Origin of the sequence: Photobacterium sp. WH77, assembly GCF_022014395.1 — a bacterium.
GTDB lineage: Bacteria > Pseudomonadota > Gammaproteobacteria > Enterobacterales > Vibrionaceae > Photobacterium > Photobacterium arenosum.
The window spans coordinates 98,463-124,878 of sequence record NZ_JAKLTE010000013.1 but is presented as its reverse complement, the minus strand read 5'-3'; the positions used below and the strand labels follow the sequence as shown (position 1 = coordinate 124,878).

Genomic DNA, 26,416 nt, shown 5'->3' with positions numbered 1-26,416 from the left:
AATAACAATTCATCGAATATAAAACACGCACTCTTTCATTGTCTACGACAACTCTAATCCTTGTATTAAATGTCTTATGGTTTTTGTAGTAATTACGCAGTGCTTCAATCTTTTGTTTTGCCAGATTGCTGTCAATGGGTGAAGAGATGCGATAAAAATTAATCAATTCATCTTCGTCAGCATGATATTTGGCCCAATACCCGTCAATGTATTTAGGAATTCCAATACTGCCGATATCTGCACTAGCTCCCGAATAGCTACTTACTGCACCATGAGCAAAACTGGCTCCCCCACCTTGTGTATCTTTTATGTACATCCTTTTGATGCTGTGATCGCCGGATGTACTGCCTGCCGTGCCAATCGAGGCAATTGGTGCTGAGGTATTTGAACAGCCTGTAAACAGGCTGCAAATAATGGGTATGATGAAGAGTTTGCTATTCATTTATCGTAAGGTGAGCCAGGAAACGGAGTATCGGAGGCTTCGCCAGTGCCGTCGAAGAGTAATACGAGCTGAGTGGCATCATTTGACTGATGAATAACCCAGCCATTGGGGTCAGCATTTTCTTTCGGGCTGCAGTCCATACGATAAGAAAAGCAATTCATTGTGTAATACAGTCTAACACGTGGACCATCAACAATCAGATGCATACTGGTGTTAAAAGTTTTATGGTTTTTGTAGTAATTACGCAGTGTTTCAATTTTTTGCTTTGCCAGATTACTGTCAATAGTTTTACTAATACGATAAAAAGCCGCAAAACCATCTTTATCCGCATTATATTTAGCCCAATAACCGTCTACATACATAGGTATACCAATGCTTCCGATATCTGCACTTTTACCTGGATAACTGCTTAGTGCACCATATCCAAAGCCAGCATTTGCACCTGTCGTATCTTTTACATTCATTACTCTAATACTGTGGTAACCAGTGGTGCTGCCTGCATTACCAATCGAGGCATTAGATGCTGAAGTGATTGAACAGCCTGTAAACAGGCAGCAAATCATGGGTATGATGAAGAGTTTGCTATTCATTTATCGTAAGGTGAACCAGGAAACGGAGTATCGGAGGCTTCGCCAATGCCGTCGAAGAGTACGACTACTTCGGTGGTGTCATCCGGAGAGCGAACAATCCAACCATTGGGGTCAGCGTTCTTTCTGGGGGTGCAGTCATCAAATTTTGCATAACAGCTCAATGTGTAAATGAGACGAACACGCGGGCCATCAACAGTAAGTACCATAGCTGCCAGATAATCCCCGTGATTCTTGTAATAGTCTCTTAATGTGCTGATTTTCTTTTCTGCCAGTTTACTGTCGATTGATGCCGTAATATGGTAGTACTTTTCATAGCTATCCCAGCCTTTTGACCAATACCCTTGAATGAAGTTGGGTATACCAATTGATCCAATGTCTGCACTTTTACCTTGGTAACTACTAACTGCACCATAAGCAAAATTTGTCCGGCCGCCATTTGTATCGGTCACAGTCATCCGTTTAATAATATGCGGACCAGTGGTACTTCCTGCATTGCCAATCTCTGCAAAATTATCAGTAAAAGGGGAAAATGAACATGCAGAGAGAGCTATGCACGAACCCAATAATATGGATAACCATTTAAGCATTTTCGAATATTTCCCTTACTATTTTATCGTCATCGTTTCGATTAGGTTTATTCACAAGCCACTCATAAACCTCAAAGTAACCAGGGTTAATGAGTGCGTCATGTGGGCGATGGATCCATTTGTGACCGTGTTTTTCTACGTTGGCTTGCCAGTGCTCTTGTGAGATGCTCCCCACCGGAAGAGTGGCTAGTTTCTGCCAAAGTTGCTGAATATCGTCGTCTGTGACAAAGTCTTTAGGTTTCTCGTAAGCGGATGCAATCCATTTTATCCCGATGCTTTCCGCCTGTTGTTTCATGCGTTCCTGAGTTAGACCGGATAGTGCGTTGTTGACCGGTTGCAGGCGGTAATAATGCAACATGGCTTTATCTCGTTTGATAGCACCATATTGCCCATACGATTCCTGACAGTGCTGTATCCAACCTGGCTCTCTCTCAGCCATGAAGAACTCTAGGTATGGAATCAATTTACTGTCTGGGTTTTCGGGAATCGTTCTCAATCCGTCACTGGTCTGAATCACTTTACCAACCAGTGATTCTGATTTGATCCATTCTCTGTTGTAAGTCGTGAGCATGGGGAATTCATACCGTTCGTCCAGGCCTTTTTTATCGTACTGTTCAATGGCGGAATAACCACCGCCGACATCCGAGTGGGCGCCGGGGAAGACTTCCTCATAAAAGTTGTCTGGCAGTGTACCCTTGGATTTCAGTGTCGTTAATGGAAAATTCACTCGGACTTCGTGATGTGCGCACAACTGCACAACTCTTTGCGCGCAATCTGACTGTAGTGCAAGTTGGAAGTTCCCCTCATCGGCATTGCCGGGCCAGTAAAATGAACCGACCGTGTCGAACAATCCGACAAATCGGACACTGACTTGCCGTGAGGTATCCAATGCATAGCCTTGCTCACTGTTAAACCAGTGAGGGTCTTCTGTTCCTAACAGGTTGGGAGTGATACCAAGAGAATCTTTCCCTCGACGTCTGCGAGTGTAATCGGGAAGCCCCTTTAACGCAGCATTGACAAAATGGCGGGCTAAAGCCGCACCACGACTGAAGCCGAAGACATCAAATTCAATATGGGTTATTGCATCATAAGAGCCTTCTGTATCTAACTTCTTAATAATGTTAGCGAGCTGTTTGAGCAAGTTTTGCCATTTGGCGAAGGCGCCTGTTGAATCAAAGACCCCCAGTGCTTGGCCAAAGGTTTTTTCATCATCGCCATCATCAATCTCACCAGGATCTTGATGGGCACCATCAACAGTACCAACTCCCGATATATAGATAGCATATGATTCTTCCTTTATATCAGGATAAGCCTCATACAACCGCCCAATATTCGAACGGGACTTGTTGCCATAGGTCTCTTTATACAAGTCATTGTCTTTGTTCTGGCCGGTGCCGTCGAAGAATACGCCGATTCGCAGGATGCGCTGTTTTACCTGCGTAGTATTGACGACAGGTGTATGGGCGAGAATTTTACTGTTCGCCTGAATATGCAGCAGGTCCGGCATCATGTAGCGCTGGTTGTAGGTGCCCCACACATTACCAAAAGGATAAGCTTTTCCTGTTTCTATGTCGGTGAGCGGAGAGGGGGCATCGGGTTGTTTGGGCTGTGTGTTACTGCTCAGCTCGGTGATTTGTAAAGTATCGCCGATTTGTAGTTTAAGGGGATCATCGTTGTACTGCGGGTTCAGATCCAGTAATTGCTTTGCAGTCAGACCGTATTGTTCTGCAATATCCGGCCAGCTTTCACGTTGTCGGGTATCCGGCCGCATTTTGACTGTGTGATGTGTTTTCGCGGCGGCGTTTTCTGACGGTTCGGTTTCCTGAGTGCTGCGCTCAAGTAGTGGCTGCGTGCGGCTGGCGACAATACTCTGCATATCCAGCGCAACGGCATGCTCTTGCAGCCAGGCCGGTGAGAGTTTGGCAAACTCGTCGTCAGAGAGCTTTTGTTTGCGAAACAGTATGTACTGATCTGAGACGGGCTGCCCTTCGATTTTATAAGGCAGCAGCAGGCTGCTGTAATGATGATCAGACAATAATTCGTCGGTCAGTGTTGTGGCGTCAGAGCGGGTAAATTGAAAGCTCCACCTGTCATCACCGGTCAGTTTACATTCTTTAGCCAGCTTGTTGTCGCAAAAATAATAAAAGTAGCCAAGGGTGGGCCAACCAAGCCATTTTTCCAATTGTACGGCTAACTTTACCGGTACAAATTCTGCGTTAATATGGCCGGTGTTTATTGGCTGAGGCTGAATGGTATAAGAGGAGGCTAAGCCCGCCTGCTGGAAAACCTCGTGCAAAAGGTGTTTTTCTTCCTGTTCAATACAGTAAGCAGTCAGTACGCTGTGTCCACTCTTTCCTGGTGACTTTTCCCAGCTCGTCACCGCGTTTTCTGTGGCGGTACGTTTCAGGAGCCAGCAGCCAACCTGCAAGCTGCTGAGTTCATCGAGAGAACAATAAATCAGCAGGTTACATGCGTACTCAGCGACAGGTTGCTGAGTCTTATTGGATGCAGTGACTGATGGTTTGTTCGACGAGCTATAATCTTCCAGTGGTTTATAACCCGCTTTTACAAACCGTTTGGGTTTATTGTTAATAAGCGACATAGTGTTTTTATCGAAGAGACCAAAGAATGTCTGGCGATTGTACAGGTGTAACTTATTGATGTGAATGGTTTATTTGTAGGTTAAGTGTCGTTTCCCCCTGTCATTTTCACTCTTTTTGCAGGTGTTTTTTAAACTGCAGAGCGGTTCGCAAAAAGATTAAATGTTAAGTGTGAAAATGCGCTCAAGGTCATAAACATTCTGGTATACGAGGTATGAGTTGAGTGTATGAGTTCATAACGGCATAAAAATGGATGAATATACATTCTGAATCCTGATATGTGCTATCAGAATTATGCGTTAGTCACTATGCCAAGAAAGGCGTAGGGTGTACTGAAATGTTTAGACGCTATTCAGTATGAGGGCAAGATATGCAATTGATTATCGGCAATAAAAACTATTCAAGCTGGTCTTTTCGTGGCTGGCTGATGCTGGTTCAGAATGGTATACCTTTTAATGAAAATAAGCTCACGCTGTTTACCGACAATTTTTACCGAACGCTGGAAGTTTACTCACCGGCTGCGAAAGTACCTGTGCTAATTGATGGTGATGTCACGGTTTGGGATTCGCTGGCGATATGTGAATACGTAAATGAAACTTATTGTCAGGGACGTGCCTGGCCGCAGGGTAACGCAGAACGAGCGAAAGCGCGGGCAATCAGTTGTGAGATGCACTCAGGCTTTACTGCACTGCGCAATGAAATGCCGATGAACTGCCGTGCCCGACGGCATGTTGAGTTGTCTGAGGCGGCGCAGAATGATGTCGCCCGGATTGATCAGATCTGGCGTGAACAGATGCTGAAATACAGTGACAATGGTGGCTGGCTGTTTGGTGAGTGGAGTATCGCTGATTGTATGTTTGCGCCTGTCGTACTTCGCTTTAAAACCTATGGCATTGAAGTGTCCGATCTCAGCAAGCTCTATATGGATAAAGTGTTGCAGTCGGCATCGGTGAAAGCCTGGCTGAAAGAAGCATTGCTGGAAACCGATATTGTGCCGGAAGATGAAGCGGGTACAGACGTTGCACAGAGGGTTTGATTTAGCCTCGGTTTCCCTCTCAATGTTTAGAGAGGGAGATCGGAAGATAATTCTTCTCACTGGTAAGCAGACTCCGTGGTAAACTCCCGCGCTTGATGTAGGGGCAGCTCTACTTTTACCGCGTTCAGATCAACCAGGGGCGATACATGCCATTTTCTACTCTCGGACTTAGTGCACCACTGAATAAAGCAGTGGCCGAACTGGGTTACACAAAACCGACAACGATTCAGGCGAAAGCCATTCCTGTGATACTGGAAGGGCAGAATCTTATTGCTGCCGCCCAGACAGGTACAGGTAAAACAGCCAGTTTTGTGTTGCCAATACTGGAAAGACTGAGTCAAGGTCAGACCCAGCGTAAAAAGCGCGTTCGAGCCCTAATTCTGGTGCCAACCCGCGAGCTGGCGATGCAGGTGGAAGAAAAGGTCACCCATTACGGTAAGCACCTTGGTTTGACGTCGCTGGCGATGTACGGCGGTGTCGATGAGCAGCAGCAAAAGCAACGTCTGATCGACGGTGTGGATGTGCTGGTAGCCACTCCGGGCCGTTTAATTGATATGTATGGTCAGCGTGCCGTGTATTTCGAAGAAATCGAGATGGTGGTGCTGGATGAAGCGGACCGGATGCTGGATATGGGCTTTATTGAAGCCATCAACAAGATCCTGGATCGTCTGCCAGACAATAGTCAGTTTCTGTTGTTTTCTGCTACTTTGTCGAACAAGGTGCGGGATCTGGCAAAATCGGTTGTCAATAACCCGTATGAAATAAGCATCGCGGCCAATCAGGCATCAAAAGCGAATATTTCACAATGGTTAATAACGGTTGATAAAGACAAAAAATCTGCGCTCCTGAGTCATCTGATTCAGGAAAATCAGTGGGATCAGGCATTGATCTTCATCGAAACCAAGCACGGCGCAGCGAAACTGGCCTCTCAACTGGAAAAGCGCGGTATTGAAGCCGAAGCGTTTCACAGTGGCCGCAGCCAGGCTATACGTGCTCAATTGCTGGCGGATTTTAAAGCAGGCAAGATTAAGTATCTGATAGCGACTGGCGTTGGCGCCCGTGGTATCGACATTGAAGAATTATCACGTGTGGTCAATTACGATTTGCCATTCCCGGCAGATGAGTATGTACACCGTATTGGCCGAACCGGACGTGTAGATGCGACAGGTGAAGCGATCTCTTTTGTGTCAAAAGATAACTTCAAAAACCTGTGCATGATCGAAAGTCGTCTTGGACATTTGATTGAGCGTCGGGAAGTCGAAGGTTTTGCGCCGAAAAAACCTGTGCCGGTGACTGTGCTCAATTACGTCCCGAAAAACAAACGTCCCCAAAAAGACTGATGCAAGGCTGATATTGTTGTCACTTCTTGTTTATTAGCGATACGCCCTGGCCGGACAGTCAGGGCGTATCGCTATTCACTCTCGCTGGGTTACTGAACTGGCGTGACTGATTGAGTCTCCCGGATAGATTCCAGAGCTTGAACACGGCGGATCTGGCTGGCAGTAAATGTGGTCTGCCTGAGGTCATTCAGCGCCTGCTGCTCTTCCTCCTTCGCCAGGTTGTTATCCGCTAAAATTGCATCCCGCTGCTGAAAATAGTGCTCCAGCTTAGTTTGAAATGCTTCCCGTGCTTTGCGCAAAGTTACCAGTCTGTCAGCGGCTTCAGGCCCCACTAATGCTTGCTGTTTCAGGTATCTGTCCTGTTCCTCTAGCGAGTTTGTAGCTTGCAGCTGCGACAACATGGCTGCATTTCGGTAGCTCTGCTGCATGACAGGTGGAAGGGTATTGATTTCCTGCTCCCAGGCATTGTAGTAATCGTCCTGATTGATTATGTGATCTTTTAATTCAAGCTGCCGTAAGGCGAGTTGGCGCTGCATATTTTCTTCGCCAAACAGCCTTTGCTGTTCTTCGATACTGAAAAATGCAGACTGGATTTGCATCACCTGATCGTTCAATCGCTGCAGGCTTTCAGTATTTAATGGATGCCTGTTGTCAGGGTTAAGATTGCTCAGTGCCGCCCGATATTGAATGAATCGCTCGAACAAGTCGTTGTCCAGCTGATAAGCCTCCGGCTGTCCGGTATTGTAAGTGTTGAAATGTGTCTTTAGTGTTTCTAGATCTGCCTCGCCAAGTCCCGACAGAAAATAATCAAAAGTATCGCGAGATGAATAAGTGTCTACCTTTGTGTCTTGCTGGGAAGGCACTTGCATAACGGGTGTATCGGAGGTCGTTGGGTAGTAGAAACAGACCGCACTCGCTGCTGCAACTACACCTATGAGTGAAAGTACGGTCTTTTTCATTATTTATAAGCCTTGTAGCTGTAAACGGTTCGCATGCTGGCGGTAAAGTGTGGTGGGCGCGGTTTCGAACAAATGCGTAATGCCCAGCAAACCGTTGATTTCATCGAGATGATTCATCTTATAATCATCACGTATCACTTTGCCCAGGTGCGAACTGCAATGGCCTACCAGACCATCATTCGGTTCGTCAAATGCCAGACCTAATACAGCCATTGCGGCATCGGTCGGGTCCAGCGCATTGGTGAAGTTACCTGTACCGCTCCACGAGAAGTAATACACGCCATTGCCAGCGATATAGTCTCCTTCACCGCATCGGGTTGTGGGGATACCTTCCGGATACTTCTGGTTAAATGCCAGCGAGCCTTCAGTGGTGAGAGCAGCCAGTGATTTAAGCGGATCTTGCGGTAATTCACTGCCGCCGGATAGAAGGTTGATCAAGGTGACCAGTCCCTGTGCCAGTTTAACGGCGATGCCTTCCGGCAGAGAGTTTTCCGGTATCGTGCCCCGGACAATATCAGCAATGCGCGAACCTTTATTCACACCGCCGATACTGGTTACAGAAGCAACCAGTTCAGGTGCAACTGAAGCGACGTAGCGGGCGGTCGGGCCCCCGTGGCTGTGTCCGATCAGGTTCACTTTTTCAGCGCCGCTGATGGCCAGCACGTCTTCCACTTGCGCCAATAGCTGCTCACCGCGTAATTCGCTACTGTTTGTGGCAGAGACCTGGGCAACATAGACGGTCGCGCCGTCTTTATTGAGCGCATGTGGAATACCGTAGAAATAATCAATTCCAGCCAGGGAATCAAAACCAAACAAACCATGAACCAGTACGATGGGGTATCGGGTTTCTGTGTAGCCTTTTTCTGACACACCAGCAGTACTGGTACCTGCCTGACTGGTAAAGGTTGCGATACAGCAGATGAATAAGCTGATTAACTGTTTCATTGTCACACTCCTTGTTAGACCTCCGATGAGTTGGAATCATAGTGGCAAATTTCAGCCCCGCCTCATGGATGTTTCTCATTTGTGATCGTTGTTTTATTTTTGTTGCATATTTGTGTCTTTGTAAGGGGCTGCTTTTCATCTGTCATCACTCCACTTAGAATCACTTTGCTCAGTAAACTCTTCGTTGTCTTTAGTTACCAAAAGGAAGCCGCAATGACTCCCAATGATGTGGAAAAGCTTAAGGCTGATTACCCATTGCTTAATCAATTGATCGCTTTGGAGGAAGTGTGCTGGTTTAATCCGGCTGTCACCAGTGTGAGTGAAGCCTTACCTTACGTAGGCTTAGATGCTCAGGATATTCAGGATGCCAGTGACAGGCTGGCGAGATTTGCGCCATTTCTGGCAACTGTATTTCCTGAAACGGCAAAGACAAACGGTTTGATTGAGTCTGAGTTGGTTGATATTCCTGCGATGAAGCAGTGTCTTGAGGCTTGTTACGGCACTGAGATTGCGGGTCGTTTGATGCTGAAAAAAGACAGCCATCTGCCTATTTCCGGCTCGATCAAAGCGCGGGGCGGTATTTATGAAGTCCTGACACACGCTGAAAAACTGGCGACACAAGCCGGGCTGCTGTCTGTTTCCGATGATTACAGTAAATTGCATTCGGATGCTTTCAGGGATTTTTTCAGCCAATACAGTATTGCGGTCGGCTCGACAGGTAATCTGGGGATGTCGATTGGCATTATGAGTGCCAAACTGGGCTTCTCTGTGTCGGTTCACATGTCAGCGGATGCCAGGGAGTGGAAAAAGCAGAAGCTCAGAGACCATGGCGTGAATGTGGTGGAGTATGAACAGGATTATGGCGTTGCGGTAGAAAAAGGGCGCAAAGAATCAGAGAAAGATCCGCGCTGCTTTTTTATTGATGATGAAAATTCCCGTACCTTGTTTCTTGGCTATTCTGTGGCCGGTGAACGTCTGAAAAAGCAATTCGAAGAGCAGGGGATTGTTGTTGATCATGCGCACCCGCTGTTTGTTTATCTGCCATGCGGCGTCGGGGGCGGGCCGGGTGGCGTTGCCTTTGGATTAAAAATGGCGTTTGGCGATCACGTTCACTGTATTTTTGCTGAACCCACTCATTCACCCTGCATGTTACTGGGGGTGCATACAGGTTTGCATGATGCGATCTCTGTACAGGATATTGGTCTGGATAATTTAACGGCAGCCGATGGGCTTGCAGTGGGCCGGGCGTCTGGTTTTGTCGGTCGGGCTATGGAGAGAATGCTGGACGGGTATTTCACGCTGTCGGATGAGCACATGTACCGTTTGTTGGGGCAGTTAGCCCAAAGCGAGGGCATTGAACTGGAGCCGTCTGCCTTGGCGGGTATGCCCGGTCCCGTGCATGTCAGCCGGGATCATGACTATGTCGCTAGCATGTTGTTAGATCACCAGAAAATGAAAAATGCGACTCATCTTGTCTGGGCAACGGGCGGTGGCATGGTACCACCGGAAGAAATGGCGTCATACCTAGCTAAATCTGGTGTTGATACTGTGTCTTAAGTGGATGAAATCTGAAACGTCAGGGGGCTGGACTCAGCCCCCGGTTGACCACCCGTCATAGTAATATCAATGCTGGTCTTATCGTGAATATCGAAGCTTGTCAGACTCACGTTCATATTGATGGGGTGTATGAGGTTACCTTGTGATGTCCGCAGATCTGCTGCGATAAAAAACTTGTCACTCAGCAGAAACGAAGTCTGAAAGCCATTACTCAATGCGTTATTCGCAATGACGCGATTGTTCTTCAGTAACTGAATACCTGTATATTTATTATCAGTGGTTTTCATCGCACTGAGAATATTACTGTCTTGAGTAATGAGCAGGCCATGTTCATCGTGGTGGGGGAGTTTCTCCAGGGATACATTTCTGGCAACACTGTAATTACCATGGTTATCACAGAGCCGGTAACTGTAACTTGTCTCTACTCTGAACGGGTGACGCCATCGGAATTGGCAATACGGAATGACTTTCCATGCGATGCATCTTGTTTCTTCATCCAGATGATTGTGCTGAAAGATGGTGACACTCGGTAAATGAGTGTTCAATGATAAATTGCGAAAGCAGATATCCGTTTGCATACTTCCCCCACTTAATTGAACGATTGAATATCTCAGTCGGCACTTTGTAATAAAGCACTGAAGCCCATAATGTAACCGAGTTCTTCTTTCTGAAAGGGGGCGAGACCGTACATAAAATGCACCCTGAGAAAAATATCCATGGTATTACTTTCCAGAGCAATCCATCCTTTAACGGTAAAATCAGAATTGTCTTCATCACTTGAATCAGATTGTGCAACCTGATTACTTTCCGGCTCTGTGCTGGTTTGTTCTGACGTGGCGTCAGCTGTTGTTGTCTCGCTGCTATCAGGCGTAGACTCTGGTTCTGAAGTTGAAGTTTCAATACTTTTGTCAGAGTCAGAGTCAGAGTCAGAGTCAGAGTCAGCGGAATCGGTCGGCGCTGCAGGGGCAGGAATGTCCATTTGTCCTTGTGCGATCGTTAATGCCTGAATATGACTGCTGATGCCAGCCGGATCATTCGTATAATCTGTAATGGTAATGGCCGCTGAAATAAATGTGCCATTATCACTATATTGCGGATTGCCGGTGATCTGAATGCCATTGTACGGAGCCTGAATGTTGGCTTTTTCTTTCCAGTCGCCAGACTGCCAGGTATGTGGAGCCGGGCTTGTTTGATTATCAGTCATAATAGTGTCTCTTCGCAGAAAAATGGATTGAAGCAGGTGTTACAGGCACAGCTGTAACACCTGGGTTATTCAGTCTTATTTGTTGATGTTTTCCAGATGGAATTCAAAAGGTGAGGCGGTTGGCCCTGAACCACCACCGGTCATAACAAGATCGGCACTTTGAATACCGAACAGGTTAATTTCAGTGTTGACTTGCTGGATAATCGCTGAATTCATCACTTCGCCTTCAACCACCTGTGAAACAACCCCGACGAAAATGCTTGGATGGAATTGGAAGACCCCTTTCTGACCCGGTGAAACATTGGTTTTAGCAGCCAGTAGCTTTCCGTCACGATAGATGTTGGCATTAATCGAACCACTGCTCAGGTTATTACGTACTTCAACTTCTTGTTGAGATACGGCGGGTGTACTGGCAAGCCGCAGTACATCACCGGATGTATCTTTTACCATTTCATAGGCCTGCCCGTCGTAAGCTGTCATCTGTGGTGTGTAGTTACCGAAGGAATCACTTGCACAGACTTCGAATTTCAAAGGATAAACGAAAGGATGGTTATCATTACGCCCGCAGTTTTGGATAACACGCCAGGCAATGGCTATTTCGTCAAAACTCTCGGCGACATTTTTCTGGAAAATAACCACTTCGCTGTTGTTGACATCATTAGAGCGGTTAATGAAGTTTAAGTTGATTTGTGACTGTGACATGTTCTTTTCCTCATAGATTAACTGACGTTTGTGTTCGTTGATTTTGGTGCTTGAGTTGTTCAGGCACAGGTTAAAGATAACGGTATTTTCTACTATTAACCTTTGTTTAATACCTTAATTTCTTTCCGATATCATTATTTTTGATTTTTAATGTGATGAACTTTATTTTTAAAATAAGAAAGCCCATAAAATGGGCTTTCTGTTTGTGCGGGAGACGGATTGATTATGGTGCTGTACCCGTAACCTGATAGCTTGCAGCATTATCAAAGCTTTGATTCAGTGCTGATTGCACTTTTCTTAATACCCCCTGCTGGTTGGGCTGATCGTTGGTCATTGTTTCTTCAGAAACATTGACGTGAGCAACAGTGCTGTTACCATTCACACCATTGACCTGAACCTGAAGGTTATGAAAACGATAGTTACCTTGCATAAAGGTTCCCTGCATATCCAGACGCATGGTTTGGTTTTGGACAATCGTTCCTGCGTTGTTACGGTAGATATCTGCATAGGTCAGTTGTCCTATAACATTATAAACTGCTTCTTTCTGATTGTTATTAAACACATTAGGTGAGCCAGGGTATATATTGTTGATAGCTCCTGTTTGTTGTACATTAACTGCCATGATAAAGCTCCTTCTCTGACGTTGTAGTAGATAGTTCTATATATTGTTCTTTGGTCCGGCCTTTACTTGGTCAAGAACAACTTAATGTTATGTCATGCTGATTTATTTTCCTTTCATGAAATCATCTATAACTTTGAGTTAAGCATGATTCATGGCCGTTTGAGCCAGAATTTAACTTTGCATAGAGGATTTAAATTGTTTTCTAAACTGGCTAGGGCAGTTATGGTAAATACGCTTAAATGCCGTTGAAAAATTATTTGAGTCCATGTATCCCACTTTTTCTGCGATCTGAACAATGTTGAGAGAGGATGTTTCCAGTAATTCTGCTGCTTTATGCATTCTCTGTTTTCTTAACCATTCAAAGACAGTCATACCTAAGTGATCCTTAAATACTTGATTGAGCTTGTTTCTGTTTGTTCCAAGTATCCGGCAAAGCGTTTCTAGCCTGACATCTTCTGATATCGCACCATTGAGGTGTTTTATGCATTTCTCAATTAAAATAAGTTGTGAATCCATGGAATCCCGGTTGTTGTTTATTTGTTCAGGTAGGGATTCATTACTTTGGTGTGTGTTGTTTGTTTTTTCATTGGAATGCAGTATATGCATTATTCTGTAGTTAATTTCTTTGCTAATGAATGGGCAGCTAATGTAATCAGTGATACCTATGTCAAATAATTGCTTCTTGTGATTGTATTCACTGTTAATGATTGCAATGAAGTCAGGTGGTGTTGTTTGTTGCAGTAGAAAGCGAATTGTTAGCGCATTTTTTGTGATCTTTATGAGTTCGAAATCATTGTTGATAGCATCAATGATGATCAAGTCAGGTGTGTCTCTAAATTGTAACTGTGATATGTTTTTTATGTTTTTATGAGAGAAAATAATATTTCCTTTAAATAAGTTCTCTTGCAATTCTATGGAGTAAGTTGGTTTTACACTCAGTACCCATGCCAATGAAAAGTATTTTTTTTACAGTTTGTTATAGTCATTTTGATATTCCTTTATTAATTTTCTTATATTGGCGTACTGTTAAGTAACGCTCTGACGTTGTATGTGTTAGCAATTTAATTACTGTCACAGTCGTAACTGTAAGAGAGTTCTCTCTATATTGCCTTTGAAAAAATCACTAACAGCTTTGTATTATGCACTAGGATTCTACTGTCTATAAGTTTGAGAGATTTATAAACATTGCGATTGGTATTTTCTTGTCTAATGATGGCTTATGGCAAGGCTGAGATAGATTTAATTGATGGCTGCTAACACCGATTAACGTGTCTGCTATAGAGGTAATCAGGAGTTTATTTAACATTTTAAATTGAAATATACAGCGTGATATCCTGCTTAAAAATGGTATGTTAACACATGTTATTGTTTAAGGTGAATTACTCGAACTTACGTTTTTTTTCGTGCCGATACGACTTTGCACTATAGCTGGATACCATGGTTTCAGAAGCTGACTTACCTATGGAGGTTTTTAGCCCTTCCATTAACAATATTTCATCTGATCGATCTATATAGTCTGTGATGCCTTGTGCCAGCTCTTCAATGATCTTATCGGCCTGCCGAATTCTGAAACTGGTGGACTCTGCCAGGTTTAACAGATGGTGTTTATCCGGGAAGACTTTGCTGTTCGCCATTTTGAGTGCCATTTTATTGTCAATGGTGTCGTAAATCAGAGTGTGGGTGATATCAAAAGGCGGGGAGACAAATATGTGTTGCATGTCTTGTGTGTATTGCAATGCGAAGTTTTTCAGATGTGCATCACCGTTGCCGATCAGGCAGTTAAAGACAATGTACTTATACATTTTCTCCACCTCAGCCAAACTATTGGTGTACAGGTGGGTTGCTTTGAGCAGAGTTTCGTAGCTGCCGGTATATTTGGCGTCCGGGTTGTTGGGTTTTTTCAATAAGGTGGTGAAGTCCTCATATCCCAGTAACTGGTCATCTGGTTTGTCAAAACGTTCGACAATAAAGGTTTCCATATTGTCGGACAGATAGGTGGCTGGCGGCGCTAAGCCGCAATGGCGTGCCGCTTCCATACAGATATATTCATTGACCGTCAGTAACGGAAACTCCGCATCGAAAGATTTAACGATCAGATCTTTTTGTTCAACTGTTCGGCCTGTTTTGGGAATGCTGACCTTAGGCTGCACACCGGCCAGCGCATTGTGCAGGTAATATTTCTCGAGCAGTTGCGGAAACAAAGGCGTGCTACCCTGATAAGTCAGAATGTCAGTCAGGGATACCGAGTCGGCTTCCGGAAGCTGCAATTCGCTCTGGTAGCTGAGCATACCTATGCTGTGTTTGCCCTGCAGTGCGAGCAGATACATGTCATTGACTCGGGCATATCTTGCCAGTTTTTCAGCAATGAACCGGCGATTGAAGCCTTCGGGCAGATTCTGCGCGAAAATAGGGTGTAATGCACCGGAGGAATAGCCAACCAGATTAGGCTTTGTCATGGTAAGAGAGACATGGTGCCGAGTTTGTATCGGCTGATAATGATGAACGAAACCATGTGTTAACACGCCTAATTCGTCTTCATCCAGGCACACCGTTATCTTTTCTATTTTGGCGGGCAGGTGATCAAGAGCCATGCTCAGCCCTCATCAAACAGTGTGTCGATATCATCCCAGTCTGGCAACTGATGTTGCTTGGGTGATATTTGCAATTGCAAGTCAACGGCATCCAGGTAGCGCTCGAAAATGTCCAGGGAACCGATAAAGCGACCGTTTTCAATTTCTGACAAGGTGGTTTTGTTAATGCCTGTCTGTTCTGCCATGGCTTTCTGTGTCGCACCTCTGGCTTTTCTTGCTGCGGCTATTGCTTTACCTATGCTCTCTCTGTTGGCCATGTTGAAATCCTATTAGCCATATAGCAAACAGTGTAGTTGATTGTTTGTAAGTTATCTATATAGCTAACTTACAGGTGAATAATTGTAAAGTTAGCCATATGGCTAATATTGATGATGTGAAATACAAAAATTGTGGCTTGTTGTCAGATCAGGCCCATGACCTGTAATTTCAGAAAGACCGCCAGTGTTTTGGCATCCTGAATCTCATTGCTGGCCACCTTTTGGATGAAAGTATCAACAGTCATAGTCACGACCTCGAGGATTTCATCTGCATCAAGATCACCTTCAGCCGGTGAAAGTTCTTTAGCCAGAAAGACATGCTGAACCTCATCACAAAAACCGGGAACCGGCAGGAGTTCACCCAGAGCCAGCCACTCACTGGCGGCGAGTTGTGTTTCCTCCGCCAGCTCTCGCTTCGCGCAATATGCTATCTCTTCACCTTTTTCCAGAGTGCCTGCGGGGAATTCCAGAATCCAGCGTCCGATTGCTGGACGGTATTGGCGTAACAGAACCAGTTCCCCATGCGTCGTGACAGGCACAATGACCACCGCGCCCGGATGGCGGACTGTGATAAAAGTGATGTCGCGTCCATCCGGCAATTGGTGTGTCCCTTGTTCTACGGAAAAGCCTTTCCATTGGCACAGGGTCTGTGATTTCATATTGCCTCTATGTGTTTTCATAACTTAATGTGTCAGCCAGTGTAACACTGAAGGCTGGGCAGAGTGTTTATCGCTGCAATAATGCCGGGTATTGATTACAAAGAAACTCTCGATTTGTGGGCCACGAGCGAAGCGCCACAAGCCATGCGTCAGATGACGGTTGAAGATTCTCTGATATACTCAGCATCTGCAGCATAATGAAGAACTAAAAAACAAGGAGATTGTATGCGCGTACTGGTCACGGGCGGTATGGGGTATATTGGCAGTCATACCTGCGTACAAATGATAGAAGCGGGAATGACCCCAATCATTGTCGACAACCTGTATAACAGCAAGAAGACTGTGCTGGAGCGAATTGAAAAACTGACCGGCGTCAGACCGGCGTTTTTTGAAGGTGATATTCGTGATCGCGTATTTCTGGATAAAGTATTTCGTGAGAATGATGTTGAATCAGTGATTCACTTTGCAGGTCTGAAAGCTGTGGGTGAATCGGTTGCCAAGCCACTGGAATACTATGACAACAATGTTCACGGAACGCTTGTGTTGGTTGAAGCAATGCGTGAAGCCGGTGTGAACAGCATCATCTTCAGCTCTTCGGCCACAGTATACGGCGATCCGGCGAGTGTGCCGATTCTTGAATCTTTCCCGACCAGCGCGACCAACCCTTACGGCCGCAGTAAGCTGATGGTAGAAGAGTGCCTGACAGATATTCAGCATGCTCATCCTCAAATGAGCATCACACTGCTGCGATACTTTAACCCGGTAGGGGCGCATGAGTCTGGAGAAATGGGAGAAGATCCTCAGGGGATTCCCAACAACCTCATGCCTTTCATTGCTCAGGTCGCTGTGGGTCGTCGAGAGTTTTTGTCTGTGTTCGGCGATGATTACCCAACGGTTGATGGTACGGGTGTACGCGATTATATCCATGTTGTCGATCTGGCGGATGGCCATGTGGCAGCACTGACGCACAAAGGGAAAGAAGCCGGTCTGCATATTTATAATCTGGGAACTGGCAATGGTCTGAGCGTGTTACAAATGGTTGAAGCTTTTGCAAAAGCCTCAGAGAAAGCGGTGCCTTACCAGATTGCACCACGACGTCCCGGTGATATAGCAGAATGCTGGGCAGATCCAGGCAAAGCAAAGAAAGAATTGCATTGGGCAGCATCCCGTACTGTCGATCAAATGACGCAGGACACCTGGCGCTGGCAGTCGCAGAACCCGCAAGGCTACCCGGACAGCCACTGACAGTAGCGATATGTATTGCAAAAGCGGCCCGACACAGGCCGTTTTTTTATTGTCACCCCTAAACCACCGCCGAAGGCGGCTTTTTACTTGCGCAATACGATTAACTCACTGCTTTTCAATGCCTTTTCATCGTTAAGACACATAATCTTCATGAGTTTGTAAGATTTAGTGCATATGCTCCGCTCGTTAAACCTATTTGGATATGCGAAGAATAATAAGGAGCATACAATGTGGAAGCGTGATGAGCAGGACTCGCAACTAACTAACATGATTGAGGCGAGATTATCGCGCCGTCATTTCCTGACTGGAACCGCTGCTGCAGGTGCAGGGGCATTTCTGGCATTAAACCCGGTAGCCAACGCAGTGGCTGCTTCACCGACATCCTCCCTGCTGAATTTTGAAGCCGTACCCGCTTCTACCGCAGACACAGTAGTTGTACCAAAAGGCTATAAAGCAACTCCGCTGATGTCATGGGGCGATCCTATCTTTCCCGGTGCGCCTGAATTTGACCAAAGCGGAAAACAGGATTCACATGCACAAGAGCGTCAGTTCGGTGATAACACAGATGGTATGAGCTTTTTTGCAATCAGTGAAGATCGCGGCGTTCTGGCTATCAATAATGAATACACCAACTACGAGTATTTGTTTGATCACCAGGGCGACAACATGACGGCGGATGATGTGCGTAAGGCACAGGCAGCCGTCGGTGTGACTATCGTTGAAGTTGTGCGCAAAAACGGACAGTGGGCTATTGATAAAAGCGGTAAACGAAATCGTCGTATTACTGCCAATACGCCTATGATGCTCTCAGGGCCGGCCGCGGGTCATGAACTGATGAAAACCAAGGCGGATCCGGCAGGAATCAAACCATTGGGTACATTCAATAACTGTGCAAACGGCCTAACGCCCTGGGGAACGTATCTGACTTGTGAAGAAAACTTTGACGACTTCTTCGGCAGTGATGCAAAGGGGGATGTTAACGCGGATCAGGCCCGTTATGGCATATCGGCGTCACCCAGTGACTACAAATGGCATCAGCATGATGAACGCTTCGATGTACTGAAAAACCCGAATGAAGCCAACCGCTTTGGTTGGATCGTCGAGATCGATCCAAGTGATCCACAGTCAACGCCAATGAAGCGTACGGCATTAGGCCGTTTTAAACACGAAAATGCCGAATTGACGCTGAATAAAGATGGTCATGTTGTGGTGTATCTGGGCGATGATGAACGCGGTGAGCACCTGTACAAATTTGTTTCTAAGCACCGTTTTCAGCAAGGTAACGATGCCGCTAACCGCAAATTGCTGGAAGAAGGCACTTTGTATGTTGCCCAGTTCGGTATGAATGACGATCAGCTGAAAGGTCAGGGGAAGTGGCTCGAACTGACGTTCGGTAAGCATGGTTTAACACCGGAAAATGGGTTTAATGATCAGGCTGAAGTGCTGATTTTTGCTCGTCGGGCTGCCACTCAGGTAGGTGCAACAACTATGGATCGTCCTGAGTGGGTGGCTGTGCACCCGGACAATAAGCATGTGTTTTGTACACTGACAAATAATAAGAACCGTGGAAAAGAAGGGCAGCCCGTTGGGGGGCCGAATCCACGGGCTAAGAACAACTATGGTCAGATTTTGCGCTGGATGCCATTAAATGGCGATCATACCAGTGAAGGTTTTGTCTGGGATTTGTATCTGATTGCGGGGAATCCTTCGGTTCATAATGGTGACTTGTACGCCGGCAGCGACAATATCAATGCCGGTAACATGTTTAACAGCCCGGATGGCATCGGGTTCGACAGCGCAGGCCGCTTGTGGATTCAGACTGACGGTAACTATTCGAACAAAGGCGATTTTGCCGGGCAGGGCAATAATCAGATGCTGTGTGGTGACCCTATGACGGGTGAAGTGCGCCGTTTCATGACCGGGCCGGTCGCTTGTGAAATTACGGGGCTGGCATTCTCGCCGGATAACAAAACCATGTTCGTGGGCGTTCAGCACCCAGGCGAAGAAGGCGCGCCATCGCATTTCCCTTACGGTGGTAACACCAAACCGCGTTCGACTATCATGATGATTACCCGGGAGGACGGGGGCGTGATTGGTGCATGATGGCGCGTGATAGCGAAACATTAACAGCGTACTACTAACCAAAACGAAAATGGCCTCAGTGATGACTGGGGCCATTTTGTTTCAGGCTTTACTGTCTTTGACTACGGTTTAACACAGTAGCGATGATCAGAATGTGTTGTACGGTGCTCTGTTATCTTGTCGTGGTTAATCAGGATAACTATGGTATAATCCGCCGCTAAATTTTCTTCCGGCTGTGAGCCAGGTCACAAGCAATCAGCGGGAAATTTTCTTGTTTTAGAGCGTTTTACCGGAGCAATACTTTGCACTTTAAAGATCTTGGTCTTGATCAGCGACTGTTGAAAAAATTGAATCATATGGCCTTCTCGCAGGCGACAGAAATCCAGCAGCAAGCCATTCCTGTTGCTATTGCTGGAAAAGATTTGCTGGCTTCCTCGAAAACCGGTTCCGGTAAAACTCTGGCATTTTTGCTGCCGGCCATGCAGCGCATGTACCGCGGTAAACCTTTTACCAAACGTGACCCGCGAGTGGTCATTCTGACACCGACCCGTGAGCTGGCAAAGCAGGTTTATGCACAGCTACGCACCCTGAATGCCGGTACACCTTATGACAGCACGCTGATCGTAGGTGGTGAAAACTTTAATGATCAGGTAAAAGCGCTGCGCAATGACCCAATGTTTGTGGTGGCAACACCTGGCCGCTTAGCGGACCATCTGGAGCACCGCAGCACGCATCTGAACGGTCTGGAAATGCTGATCATGGATGAAGCGGATCGCATGCTGGATCTGGGGTTTGCGCCGGAGTTGCGTAAAATTCACCAGGCCGCTGATCACAGACGCCGTCAGACCCTGATGTTTTCCGCCACGCTAGATGATCCGGAAGTCATTGATATCGCATCTGAAATGCTGAATGAACCTAAGCGTATTGCTGTTGGTCATGCGGCACAGGATCATGGTGATATTGAGCAACGTTTTATCTTGTGCGATCACCTGGATCATAAGCAGGCTATTTTGGATCGCTTGCTGGAGCAGGAAAATTATGACCAGGTCATTATTTTTACCGCGACACGAGAAGACACGAACCGCCTGACTGAATTGCTCAATGAACGCAAACTCAAAGCGGTGGCCCTGAGTGGTAATCTGAATCAAACGCAACGTAATAACATCATGAGCCAGTTTGAGCGTAATGTTCACAAGATTCTGGTGACGACGGATATTGCATCGCGTGGTTTGGATATCAGTAAAGTCTCACACGTTATTAACTTTGACATGCCCAAGCACGCTGAAGAATATGTTCACCGTATCGGACGAACTGGCCGGGCCGGTAACAAAGGTGACGCAGTGTCGCTGGTGGGGCCGAAAGACTGGAAAAGCTTTAAGAATGTGGAAGTTTTCCTGCAGAAACAAATCAGTTTCACCGCTCTGGAAGGGCTGGAAGGCAAGTTTAAAGGGCTGAAACCTGCACCTAAGAAAACCTATCAACCGAAGAAAAATACCAAGGTGAAACCTCAACAGGATAAAGCCAAAACGGCGTCTAAACCGAAGAAGAAGCTGGATAAACGCTTCTACGACAACATGGCTGTCGGGGATAATGTCTTTATGCCGAAGAAGAGAAAACCGGCAGAGCCGTCAGCAGATGACGAATAACTGAAGAAAAACAGGCCAGCTTTGCACTGGCCTGTTTTTTTATGCGTTAACCATGCGGTTTTGACAGGTGTTGAACAAGGGCTCTCACAAACCGAGCGGCTTCGCCCCCTGTACAGGCCCTGTGATCAAAGGTCACTGACAATGGCATGGCTTTTACAGAAAGCGGTTTGTTATCTTTCATCACGAGTTTATCAATGAGCCGGCCAGCTCCCACTATGGCCACCTGTGGCGGAGTGACTACCGGCGTTGCATAAATGCCCGCAATCGCACCGAAGTTAGACAGTGTGATAGTGGCATGCTGAAACTCTTCCCGGCCAATTTTTCTGGCCCTGATACCTTCTGCTGTTTCGTTTATCCAGCGTCGGATGGCTTTGGGATTCAGACTGCCCGCATCCCTGAGTACCGGAACATACAGACCATGCGGACTGTCTACCGCGATACCGATATTGACTTTATGGTGTACGCAGCGCGTCATGGTTTCGGCATCAAACCAGGCATTCAAAGCTGATTCCTGTTCACAGGCAGAGACAATGGCCTGAATAATACGGGTGGTGATGTCTTCGTCTTTCGGCCATTTGTCCAACAGTGCTTCTTCTGTGATGGTAACAGCGGCGACCTGCTGATGGGCTTCTGTCATGCTGCCGACCATAGTGCGGCGAGCACCTTTTAGCACTTCAGTGCCCGGCAGTTGCTGATCGCAGGCCCGGTAGACATCGGCTTCGACAATGACGCCATTGGGCCCGCTTCCGTTGATCTGCTTAAGGTTAACCCCCAGTTTCTGAGCCAACAGCCGGGCGGCAGGTAAGGCGCTGATATGCTCAGAGGATGGTTTTACCTGACTACCAACCCAGAACTCATCAACGCTGACGCTCTGTGCATGGTGGGAGACGTTGCCTACCACTGTGGCTGCATCGGCACGTTGTTTTTTTTCCGATTGGCTGGTTTCTTTGACATCGGTATTGGTAGAATTTGTTTCGTCGATCTCCAGCAGCAGACTGCCGATAGAGATGACATCACCTTCACTTCCGTGACGGCTTACAATGGTGCCACTGTATGGCGCAGGCACTTCAACAGTGGCTTTTGCAGTTTCAACGGTTAGCACGACCTGGTCGACTTCCACGGTATCACCGACACTGACATGCCATTCAATAATTTCAGATTCGGCGAGTCCTTCGCCCAGATCCGGCAAGGAAAACGTCTTCATTTCCACCCCTCCACAAGTTGTTTGGCCGCAATGACAATGTCGTCTTTATTAATCATGAAATACTCTTCATTGCGGTAATAAGGCATGACAGTATCCATACCTGTTACCCGAATTGGTGGCGCTTTTAACAGGCACAATGCTTTCTCAGAGACTTGCGCCAGCAATTCGGCACCGACACCGCAGGTTTTACTGGCTTCATGTACCACCAGTAATCGGCCGGTTTTTTCCAGCGAGGCAATAATGGTGTTGATGTCGATGGGTTTTATTGAGGCCAGATCAATGACTTCTGCTTCAATGCCCATTTTGGATAGTTCGTTCACAGCGTCCAGGCTTTCGACAACGCAGGCTCCCCAGGTAACTAATGTCAAATCTCGTCCTTTTCGCAGTGTGAAGCAGGTATCCAGCGGAAGGGCTTCACCGTTGTCGATGACATCAGATTTCACCGTCCGGTAGATGCGTTTGGGTTCGAAGAACATAACAGGGTCATTGCTGCGGATAGCCGCGAGCAACAGGCCATAGGCACGTTTCGGCGATGAAGGGATAACCACTTTCAAACCCGGAGTATGGGCAAAGATCGCTTCAACACTTTCGGAGTGGTGCTCCGGGGCATGAATTCCCCCTCCGAAGGGAGCGCGGAAAACGGCAGGGCAGGTGAGTCGCCCCCGGGTGCGGTTACGCCAGCGAGCCGCATGACAGATCAGATGTTCAAGTGCAGGGAAGACAAAACCCTGAAATTGAAATTCAGCGACCGGGCGAAGCCCCTGACTTGCCATTCCTATGGTGACACCGCCAATCAGAGATTCAGCTAACGGTGTGTCTATCACACGCTTCAAACCGAATTCTTGCTTCAGGCCAACAGTGGCACGAAATACACCGCCGTTATCACCCACATCTTCACCCAATATGACCACATTAGGATCTCTGGCCATTTCGTGATGCAGAGCGAGGTTGACGGCTTCCAGCATGGTAATCTCAGCCATGGCGGCCTCCCTGCATGCGCATTGCTTTATTGATAATGGCATCCCGTTGGGGATGCATGTCATCAGTTGGTTGTTCATACAGATAATCGAAAGCTGCCTCTGGGGGCTGAGGAGCAATGGCAAGATAGCGCTCTACTGCTTCTTCCACGACTTTACGGCAGTGAGCCAGCCAGTGTTTTTCATCGTCTTCAGACCAGGCGCTTTGCGACATGAGAAACGCTTTCAGGCGTTTTACTGGTTCATACTGCCAGGCTTGCTGCAGCTCATCTTCACTCCGGTAACGGCTGGCATCATCAGCAGTTGTGTGATCACCTAAGCGATAACTGACGGCTTCAATTAAGGTGGCACCTTTGCCTTTTCGCGCTCGGTCCAGACTTTTCATAATGATGTCATACATGGCAATGATGTCATTACCGTCGACGGTTATGCCGGGCATGCCTGCGCCTTTGGCTTTATCGGACAAAAATTCGGCGCCGCACTGCAACTTGCGGGGCACAGAGATCGCCCATTGGTTATTGTTAATGACAAAAACTAACGGGATGTTCCAGGCGCCCGCGCAATTGATGGATTCCAAGAAATCACCTTTAGAGGTTGCGCCATCACCACAGGTGACGAGCGCAGCATGATGGCCTCCCTGGATTTTCAGTGCAGCTGCAACGCCAACGGCATGCGTGCATTGCGTGGCAATCGGCACACAAAAAGGAAGATCACGACAGGGCTGATCGTTAAACGCAAAATCGCTGCCTCGCTCGTCACCGCCCCAGTATTGGAGATTTTTTTCCATTGCTATTCCGCGCGCCCACATTGCAGGCATGTCGCGGTAGTAAGGCACAAAGACATCGTCTTGCCTGAGGGCGCGACCAACAGCAATACCTATGGCCTCGGATCCTAAATGGGATGGGTAGGTCCCAAGTTTACCTGTACGCTGAAGCGCGACAGCTTTGTTGTCATAAACTCTGGTTAGCACCATGTCACGGTAAAAGCCTTGCAGCGTTTGGATATCCGCCCATGCTGGCAGAGGCGAGAGTAACTGCCCCTGATAATCCAAGTAGCGGTGCATGCTTGTGGCTTGAACATTCATATCAAGCTCCTTCTGTCACTGCCCGAAACCATTAGGGCAGAAAAGTCACTATTGTTAATTGTGTATTGCTAACCCTGGCTATCCCCTTCATCCTTGGTGTTGCAATTAGTTTCGCTTCAACCTGGCATTTTTGGGTATAGTAGGTGCTTTACATACATGGAGTGGCGAACACTTCTAATTGTAATCAAAGTGTTAAAAAATGCGCTGGTAGCACATTGCTAACTTAGTAAAGAATTCGGTACAGCAGGTGATTTACCAGTGTTAAATGCTGTATTTTGATGAGTGTTAGGGAGATGTTTGGATGAAGTTGATTGGAATTGCCAGACGCAAAGCGTCACGTGCTGTTATGGAAGAATTAAATCAAGTCAATGTAACCTGTGAAAGCGGTGTAGAAGATGACTTTCGTGGTAAACCCGGTAAGCGACAGGTGACAGTATTGTCCCTTGATTCCTGGCAAGATGCCTGTGATGAAGTGGGGGAGACATTGCCCTGGACCATTCGTCGAGCCAATCTGCTGGTGGAAGGGGTACGTTTTTCTGAGCGCAATGTCGGCGACATCATCGCGATTGGCAGCTTGCAGCTTCAGATCACAAGAGAAACCGATCCCTGCCCCCGTATGGATGAGCAATTTCAGGGAATGACTCAGGCACTCAGGTCGGAATGGCGTGGCGGAGTATGCTGCCGTGTGTTGTCTGACGGAGATATTCAACTGGGGAACAGTGTTCAGCTTGTCACACAGGTTGAGTCCTAAGTTTCTCAGTCCAGTTTTCTCAATAGATAACAAGGTGTCTCAGTGCTAAGAAATCGCGGTCTTTGCACGTGTTGAAAAAGGTATTTCACGCATACTTTTCTATATATTGAAGGGCAGCATTCTGCTGACGCTGCCCGGATTCAGGAACGGGAAGTGTGTAAAATGAAGTTGTATTTTATTGTCTTTATTGCCTGCTTTACTGCATCTGCCTGCTCTTCTCAACGTGGCAGCGATAATGTCTATGCCCAGCAAGAGAGATATGTGCAGCAGGCATGTTACAGCCATTCAGCAATAGACAGCTATGCTGAGAACTTCAACATATTTCTGACTGAGCGCAAAAAGGAATTGAAAGTTCTTCGCCCAGAGTTGAGTTCGGAGAATTATCAGCAGTTGGATACAGCGTTGAATCATTTTGCCGACTATTGGAAAACGCTGAACGATGAGAGGGATCTTGCGTGTGAAGAGCAGGCTGCCTGCGAGTTCATGCAGCTGAAATCGCCCCAGATAAAAATAGCCGATTCTGAAATGTGTGATGGTTCAGAGTTCATGTACAGTGTCAGCCGAGCCAAGATCATCTCATTTTTTAGTGATATTGAACGGCTCCAGTTACAGCGCACTGATTTTTGAATTTGACGGCAGAAGCAGCGACTTGTCCCACTCTGTGATATCGAGTTAAGTTAACGGGGCTGCCACTTGCCGTTATCCTGGTTTTTTATAAGTTGTGGTATACTGGCGAAAATTTGTATCAGACGGCCTGTCTGAATAACAAAGAACAGGCTGGGGAAATAGGGAAAACATGCCAAGTTTTACTGTGAGCTGTCCGCATTGTCACAAGGCAGTGTCTCTGCAGACCACGTCATTATCCAATACCGTTTCTTGTGTACATTGTTCTAAAGCCGTATTGGATGGCAGCCCGGTTGAGGCAGACAGTAAGAACTTTGCTATGCTGATTCAAAGTCCCAAACCTGTGATAGTGACGTTTTGGGGTAATAATTGTGCTCCCTGTCAGGCTTTTAAGCCAGTGGTTGAGCAAGTTGCTAAACAGAAAAAGCAATACCGTTTTGTCAGGGTGAATGTTAATCAGCATCCGGATCTGGCAAAGCGCTACAGAGTAAGAGGTGTTCCGACTGTTCTGGTTTTCAGAAAAGGGCGCCAACAGGCGACCTTGAACACCGTATTACGAAAACCTGCGTTTTTGCAATGGCTTGAAGATACACTCGACTGAGTGCCGGCCACCAAAGCGAGTTTCGCAGGTTCATTAAATCGTCATGCTTCAATGGTTGACTGGCTATAGGTCAACAGTTTAAAGCTGATACTAATATCAACACTTTGGGAA

26 protein-coding genes are annotated in these 26,416 nt (G+C 46.8%); 9 read left to right on the top strand and 17 right to left on the bottom strand.

Features of this window, described 5'->3' with window-relative positions; genetic code table 11:
• From L6J37_RS14285 to L6J37_RS14270, 4 genes are all read right to left on the bottom strand, one after another.
• On the bottom strand, nucleotides 1-442 hold a 442-nt coding region (locus L6J37_RS14285; RefSeq protein WP_237795577.1), incomplete at its 3' end, for a hypothetical protein.
• A complete protein-coding gene (locus L6J37_RS14280) occupies nucleotides 439-1,032 on the bottom strand; it encodes a hypothetical protein (RefSeq protein ID WP_237795576.1) in 594 nt (197 codons plus the stop codon). The genes L6J37_RS14285 and L6J37_RS14280, both read right to left, overlap by 4 nt.
• The gene (locus L6J37_RS14275) at nucleotides 1,029-1,619 is read right to left on the bottom strand and encodes a hypothetical protein (RefSeq protein WP_237795575.1); all 591 of its coding nucleotides are present in this window, start codon (nucleotides 1,617-1,619) and stop codon (nucleotides 1,029-1,031) included. The genes L6J37_RS14280 and L6J37_RS14275 overlap by 4 nt, the downstream gene beginning before the upstream one ends.
• A complete protein-coding gene (locus tag L6J37_RS14270) occupies nucleotides 1,612-3,999 on the bottom strand; it encodes a phospholipase effector Tle1 domain-containing protein (protein WP_237795574.1) in 2,388 nt (795 codons plus the stop codon). The genes L6J37_RS14275 and L6J37_RS14270 overlap by 8 nt, the downstream gene beginning before the upstream one ends.
• A 590-nt stretch (nucleotides 4,000-4,589) precedes the next feature.
• Here L6J37_RS14270 and L6J37_RS14265 point away from each other — a divergent pair.
• Together L6J37_RS14265 and L6J37_RS14260 are read left to right on the top strand one after the other, a co-directional pair.
• Nucleotides 4,590-5,255 (top strand): glutathione S-transferase family protein, encoded by a 666-nt coding sequence (locus tag L6J37_RS14265; protein ID WP_192013652.1) that lies wholly within the window; start codon nucleotides 4,590-4,592, stop codon nucleotides 5,253-5,255.
• Nucleotides 5,256-5,401: 146 nt separating this feature from the next.
• On the top strand, nucleotides 5,402-6,595 hold the full coding sequence (locus tag L6J37_RS14260; RefSeq protein WP_192013654.1) for a DEAD/DEAH box helicase: 1,194 nt from the start codon (nucleotides 5,402-5,404) through the stop codon (nucleotides 6,593-6,595).
• 89 nt (nucleotides 6,596-6,684) lie between these two features.
• Here L6J37_RS14260 and L6J37_RS14255 read toward each other — a convergent pair whose 3' ends face one another.
• A complete protein-coding gene (locus L6J37_RS14255) occupies nucleotides 6,685-7,554 on the bottom strand; it encodes a lipase secretion chaperone (protein ID WP_218385788.1) in 870 nt (289 codons plus the stop codon).
• Nucleotides 7,555-7,557: 3 nt separating this feature from the next.
• Entirely contained in the window at nucleotides 7,558-8,499 is a 942-nt protein-coding gene (locus L6J37_RS14250) for a lipase family alpha/beta hydrolase (protein WP_237795573.1), read from the bottom strand.
• 213 nt (nucleotides 8,500-8,712) lie between these two features.
• Between L6J37_RS14250 and L6J37_RS14245 the strand changes: the two genes are divergently transcribed.
• Complete coding sequence (locus tag L6J37_RS14245; protein WP_237795572.1) at nucleotides 8,713-10,056, top strand: D-serine ammonia-lyase; 1,344 nt, start codon at nucleotides 8,713-8,715, stop codon at nucleotides 10,054-10,056.
• On the opposite strand, the gene L6J37_RS14240 is transcribed toward L6J37_RS14245, so the two are convergent.
• From L6J37_RS14240 to L6J37_RS14205, 8 genes are all read right to left on the bottom strand, one after another.
• A complete protein-coding gene (locus tag L6J37_RS14240) occupies nucleotides 10,053-10,634 on the bottom strand; it encodes a hypothetical protein (RefSeq protein WP_192013662.1) in 582 nt (193 codons plus the stop codon). The two genes, L6J37_RS14245 and L6J37_RS14240, sit on opposite strands and share 4 nt — an antisense overlap.
• Nucleotides 10,635-10,666: 32 nt before the next feature.
• On the bottom strand, nucleotides 10,667-11,260 hold the full coding sequence (locus tag L6J37_RS14235) for a hypothetical protein (protein ID WP_237795570.1): 594 nt from the start codon (nucleotides 11,258-11,260) through the stop codon (nucleotides 10,667-10,669).
• A 75-nt stretch (nucleotides 11,261-11,335) separates the two neighbouring features.
• Nucleotides 11,336-11,962 (bottom strand): hypothetical protein, encoded by a 627-nt coding sequence (locus tag L6J37_RS14230; protein WP_120513075.1) that lies wholly within the window; start codon nucleotides 11,960-11,962, stop codon nucleotides 11,336-11,338.
• Nucleotides 11,963-12,185: 223 nt separating this feature from the next.
• Entirely contained in the window at nucleotides 12,186-12,584 is a 399-nt protein-coding gene (locus tag L6J37_RS14225; protein ID WP_218385782.1) for a hypothetical protein, read from the bottom strand.
• A gap of 171 nt (nucleotides 12,585-12,755) precedes the next feature.
• Complete coding sequence (locus tag L6J37_RS14220; protein WP_192013667.1) at nucleotides 12,756-13,535, bottom strand: helix-turn-helix domain-containing protein; 780 nt, start codon at nucleotides 13,533-13,535, stop codon at nucleotides 12,756-12,758.
• A 428-nt stretch (nucleotides 13,536-13,963) separates the two neighbouring features.
• A complete protein-coding gene (locus tag L6J37_RS14215) occupies nucleotides 13,964-15,175 on the bottom strand; it encodes a type II toxin-antitoxin system HipA family toxin (RefSeq protein ID WP_237795569.1) in 1,212 nt (403 codons plus the stop codon).
• Nucleotides 15,176-15,177: 2 nt separating this feature from the next.
• Nucleotides 15,178-15,432: a helix-turn-helix domain-containing protein gene (locus L6J37_RS14210; protein ID WP_237795568.1), complete on the bottom strand. Its 255-nt coding sequence runs from the start codon at nucleotides 15,430-15,432 to the stop codon at nucleotides 15,178-15,180.
• A gap of 143 nt (nucleotides 15,433-15,575) precedes the next feature.
• A complete protein-coding gene (locus L6J37_RS14205) occupies nucleotides 15,576-16,091 on the bottom strand; it encodes an NUDIX hydrolase (protein ID WP_237795567.1) in 516 nt (171 codons plus the stop codon).
• A 225-nt stretch (nucleotides 16,092-16,316) separates the two neighbouring features.
• Here L6J37_RS14205 and galE point away from each other — a divergent pair, with 225 nt between their 5' ends.
• The 3 genes from galE (at nucleotide 16,317) to L6J37_RS14190 (ending at nucleotide 21,064) form a co-directional block, all read left to right on the top strand.
• The gene (gene galE, locus L6J37_RS14200; protein WP_192013675.1) at nucleotides 16,317-17,336 is read left to right on the top strand and encodes a UDP-glucose 4-epimerase GalE; all 1,020 of its coding nucleotides are present in this window, start codon (nucleotides 16,317-16,319) and stop codon (nucleotides 17,334-17,336) included.
• A 228-nt stretch (nucleotides 17,337-17,564) separates the two neighbouring features.
• Nucleotides 17,565-19,439, top strand: a complete 1,875-nt coding sequence (locus tag L6J37_RS14195; protein ID WP_237795566.1) for a PhoX family protein — start codon at nucleotides 17,565-17,567, stop codon at nucleotides 19,437-19,439.
• 335 nt (nucleotides 19,440-19,774) lie between these two features.
• On the top strand, nucleotides 19,775-21,064 hold the full coding sequence (locus L6J37_RS14190; RefSeq protein ID WP_237795580.1) for a DEAD/DEAH box helicase: 1,290 nt from the start codon (nucleotides 19,775-19,777) through the stop codon (nucleotides 21,062-21,064).
• 46 nt (nucleotides 21,065-21,110) lie between these two features.
• On the opposite strand, the gene L6J37_RS14185 is transcribed toward L6J37_RS14190, so the two are convergent.
• The 3 genes from L6J37_RS14185 to pdhA are packed head-to-tail and all read right to left on the bottom strand — an operon-like array spanning nucleotide 21,111 to nucleotide 24,329.
• Complete coding sequence (locus L6J37_RS14185; protein WP_237795565.1) at nucleotides 21,111-22,268, bottom strand: dihydrolipoamide acetyltransferase family protein; 1,158 nt, start codon at nucleotides 22,266-22,268, stop codon at nucleotides 21,111-21,113.
• Complete coding sequence (locus L6J37_RS14180) at nucleotides 22,265-23,248, bottom strand: alpha-ketoacid dehydrogenase subunit beta (protein ID WP_237795564.1); 984 nt, start codon at nucleotides 23,246-23,248, stop codon at nucleotides 22,265-22,267. The genes L6J37_RS14185 and L6J37_RS14180 overlap by 4 nt, the downstream gene beginning before the upstream one ends.
• Nucleotides 23,241-24,329 (bottom strand): pyruvate dehydrogenase (acetyl-transferring) E1 component subunit alpha, encoded by a 1,089-nt coding sequence (gene pdhA / locus L6J37_RS14175; protein WP_192013683.1) that lies wholly within the window; start codon nucleotides 24,327-24,329, stop codon nucleotides 23,241-23,243. The genes L6J37_RS14180 and pdhA overlap by 8 nt, the downstream gene beginning before the upstream one ends.
• A 301-nt stretch (nucleotides 24,330-24,630) precedes the next feature.
• On the opposite strand from pdhA, the gene L6J37_RS14170 reads away from it, so the two are divergent.
• The 3 genes from L6J37_RS14170 to L6J37_RS14160 all read left to right on the top strand — a co-directional run bounded on the left by L6J37_RS14170 (nucleotide 24,631) and on the right by L6J37_RS14160 (nucleotide 26,305).
• Complete coding sequence (locus L6J37_RS14170; RefSeq protein WP_192013685.1) at nucleotides 24,631-25,080, top strand: MOSC domain-containing protein; 450 nt, start codon at nucleotides 24,631-24,633, stop codon at nucleotides 25,078-25,080.
• A 162-nt stretch (nucleotides 25,081-25,242) separates the two neighbouring features.
• Nucleotides 25,243-25,707 carry a hypothetical protein gene (locus L6J37_RS14165; RefSeq protein ID WP_218385774.1) on the top strand — a complete coding sequence of 155 codons (465 nt, stop codon included), beginning with the start codon at nucleotides 25,243-25,245 and terminating at the stop codon, nucleotides 25,705-25,707.
• Nucleotides 25,708-25,876: 169 nt separating this feature from the next.
• On the top strand, nucleotides 25,877-26,305 hold the full coding sequence (locus L6J37_RS14160; protein ID WP_237795562.1) for a thioredoxin domain-containing protein: 429 nt from the start codon (nucleotides 25,877-25,879) through the stop codon (nucleotides 26,303-26,305).
• The last annotated feature ends 111 nt before the right edge of the window (nucleotides 26,306-26,416 follow it).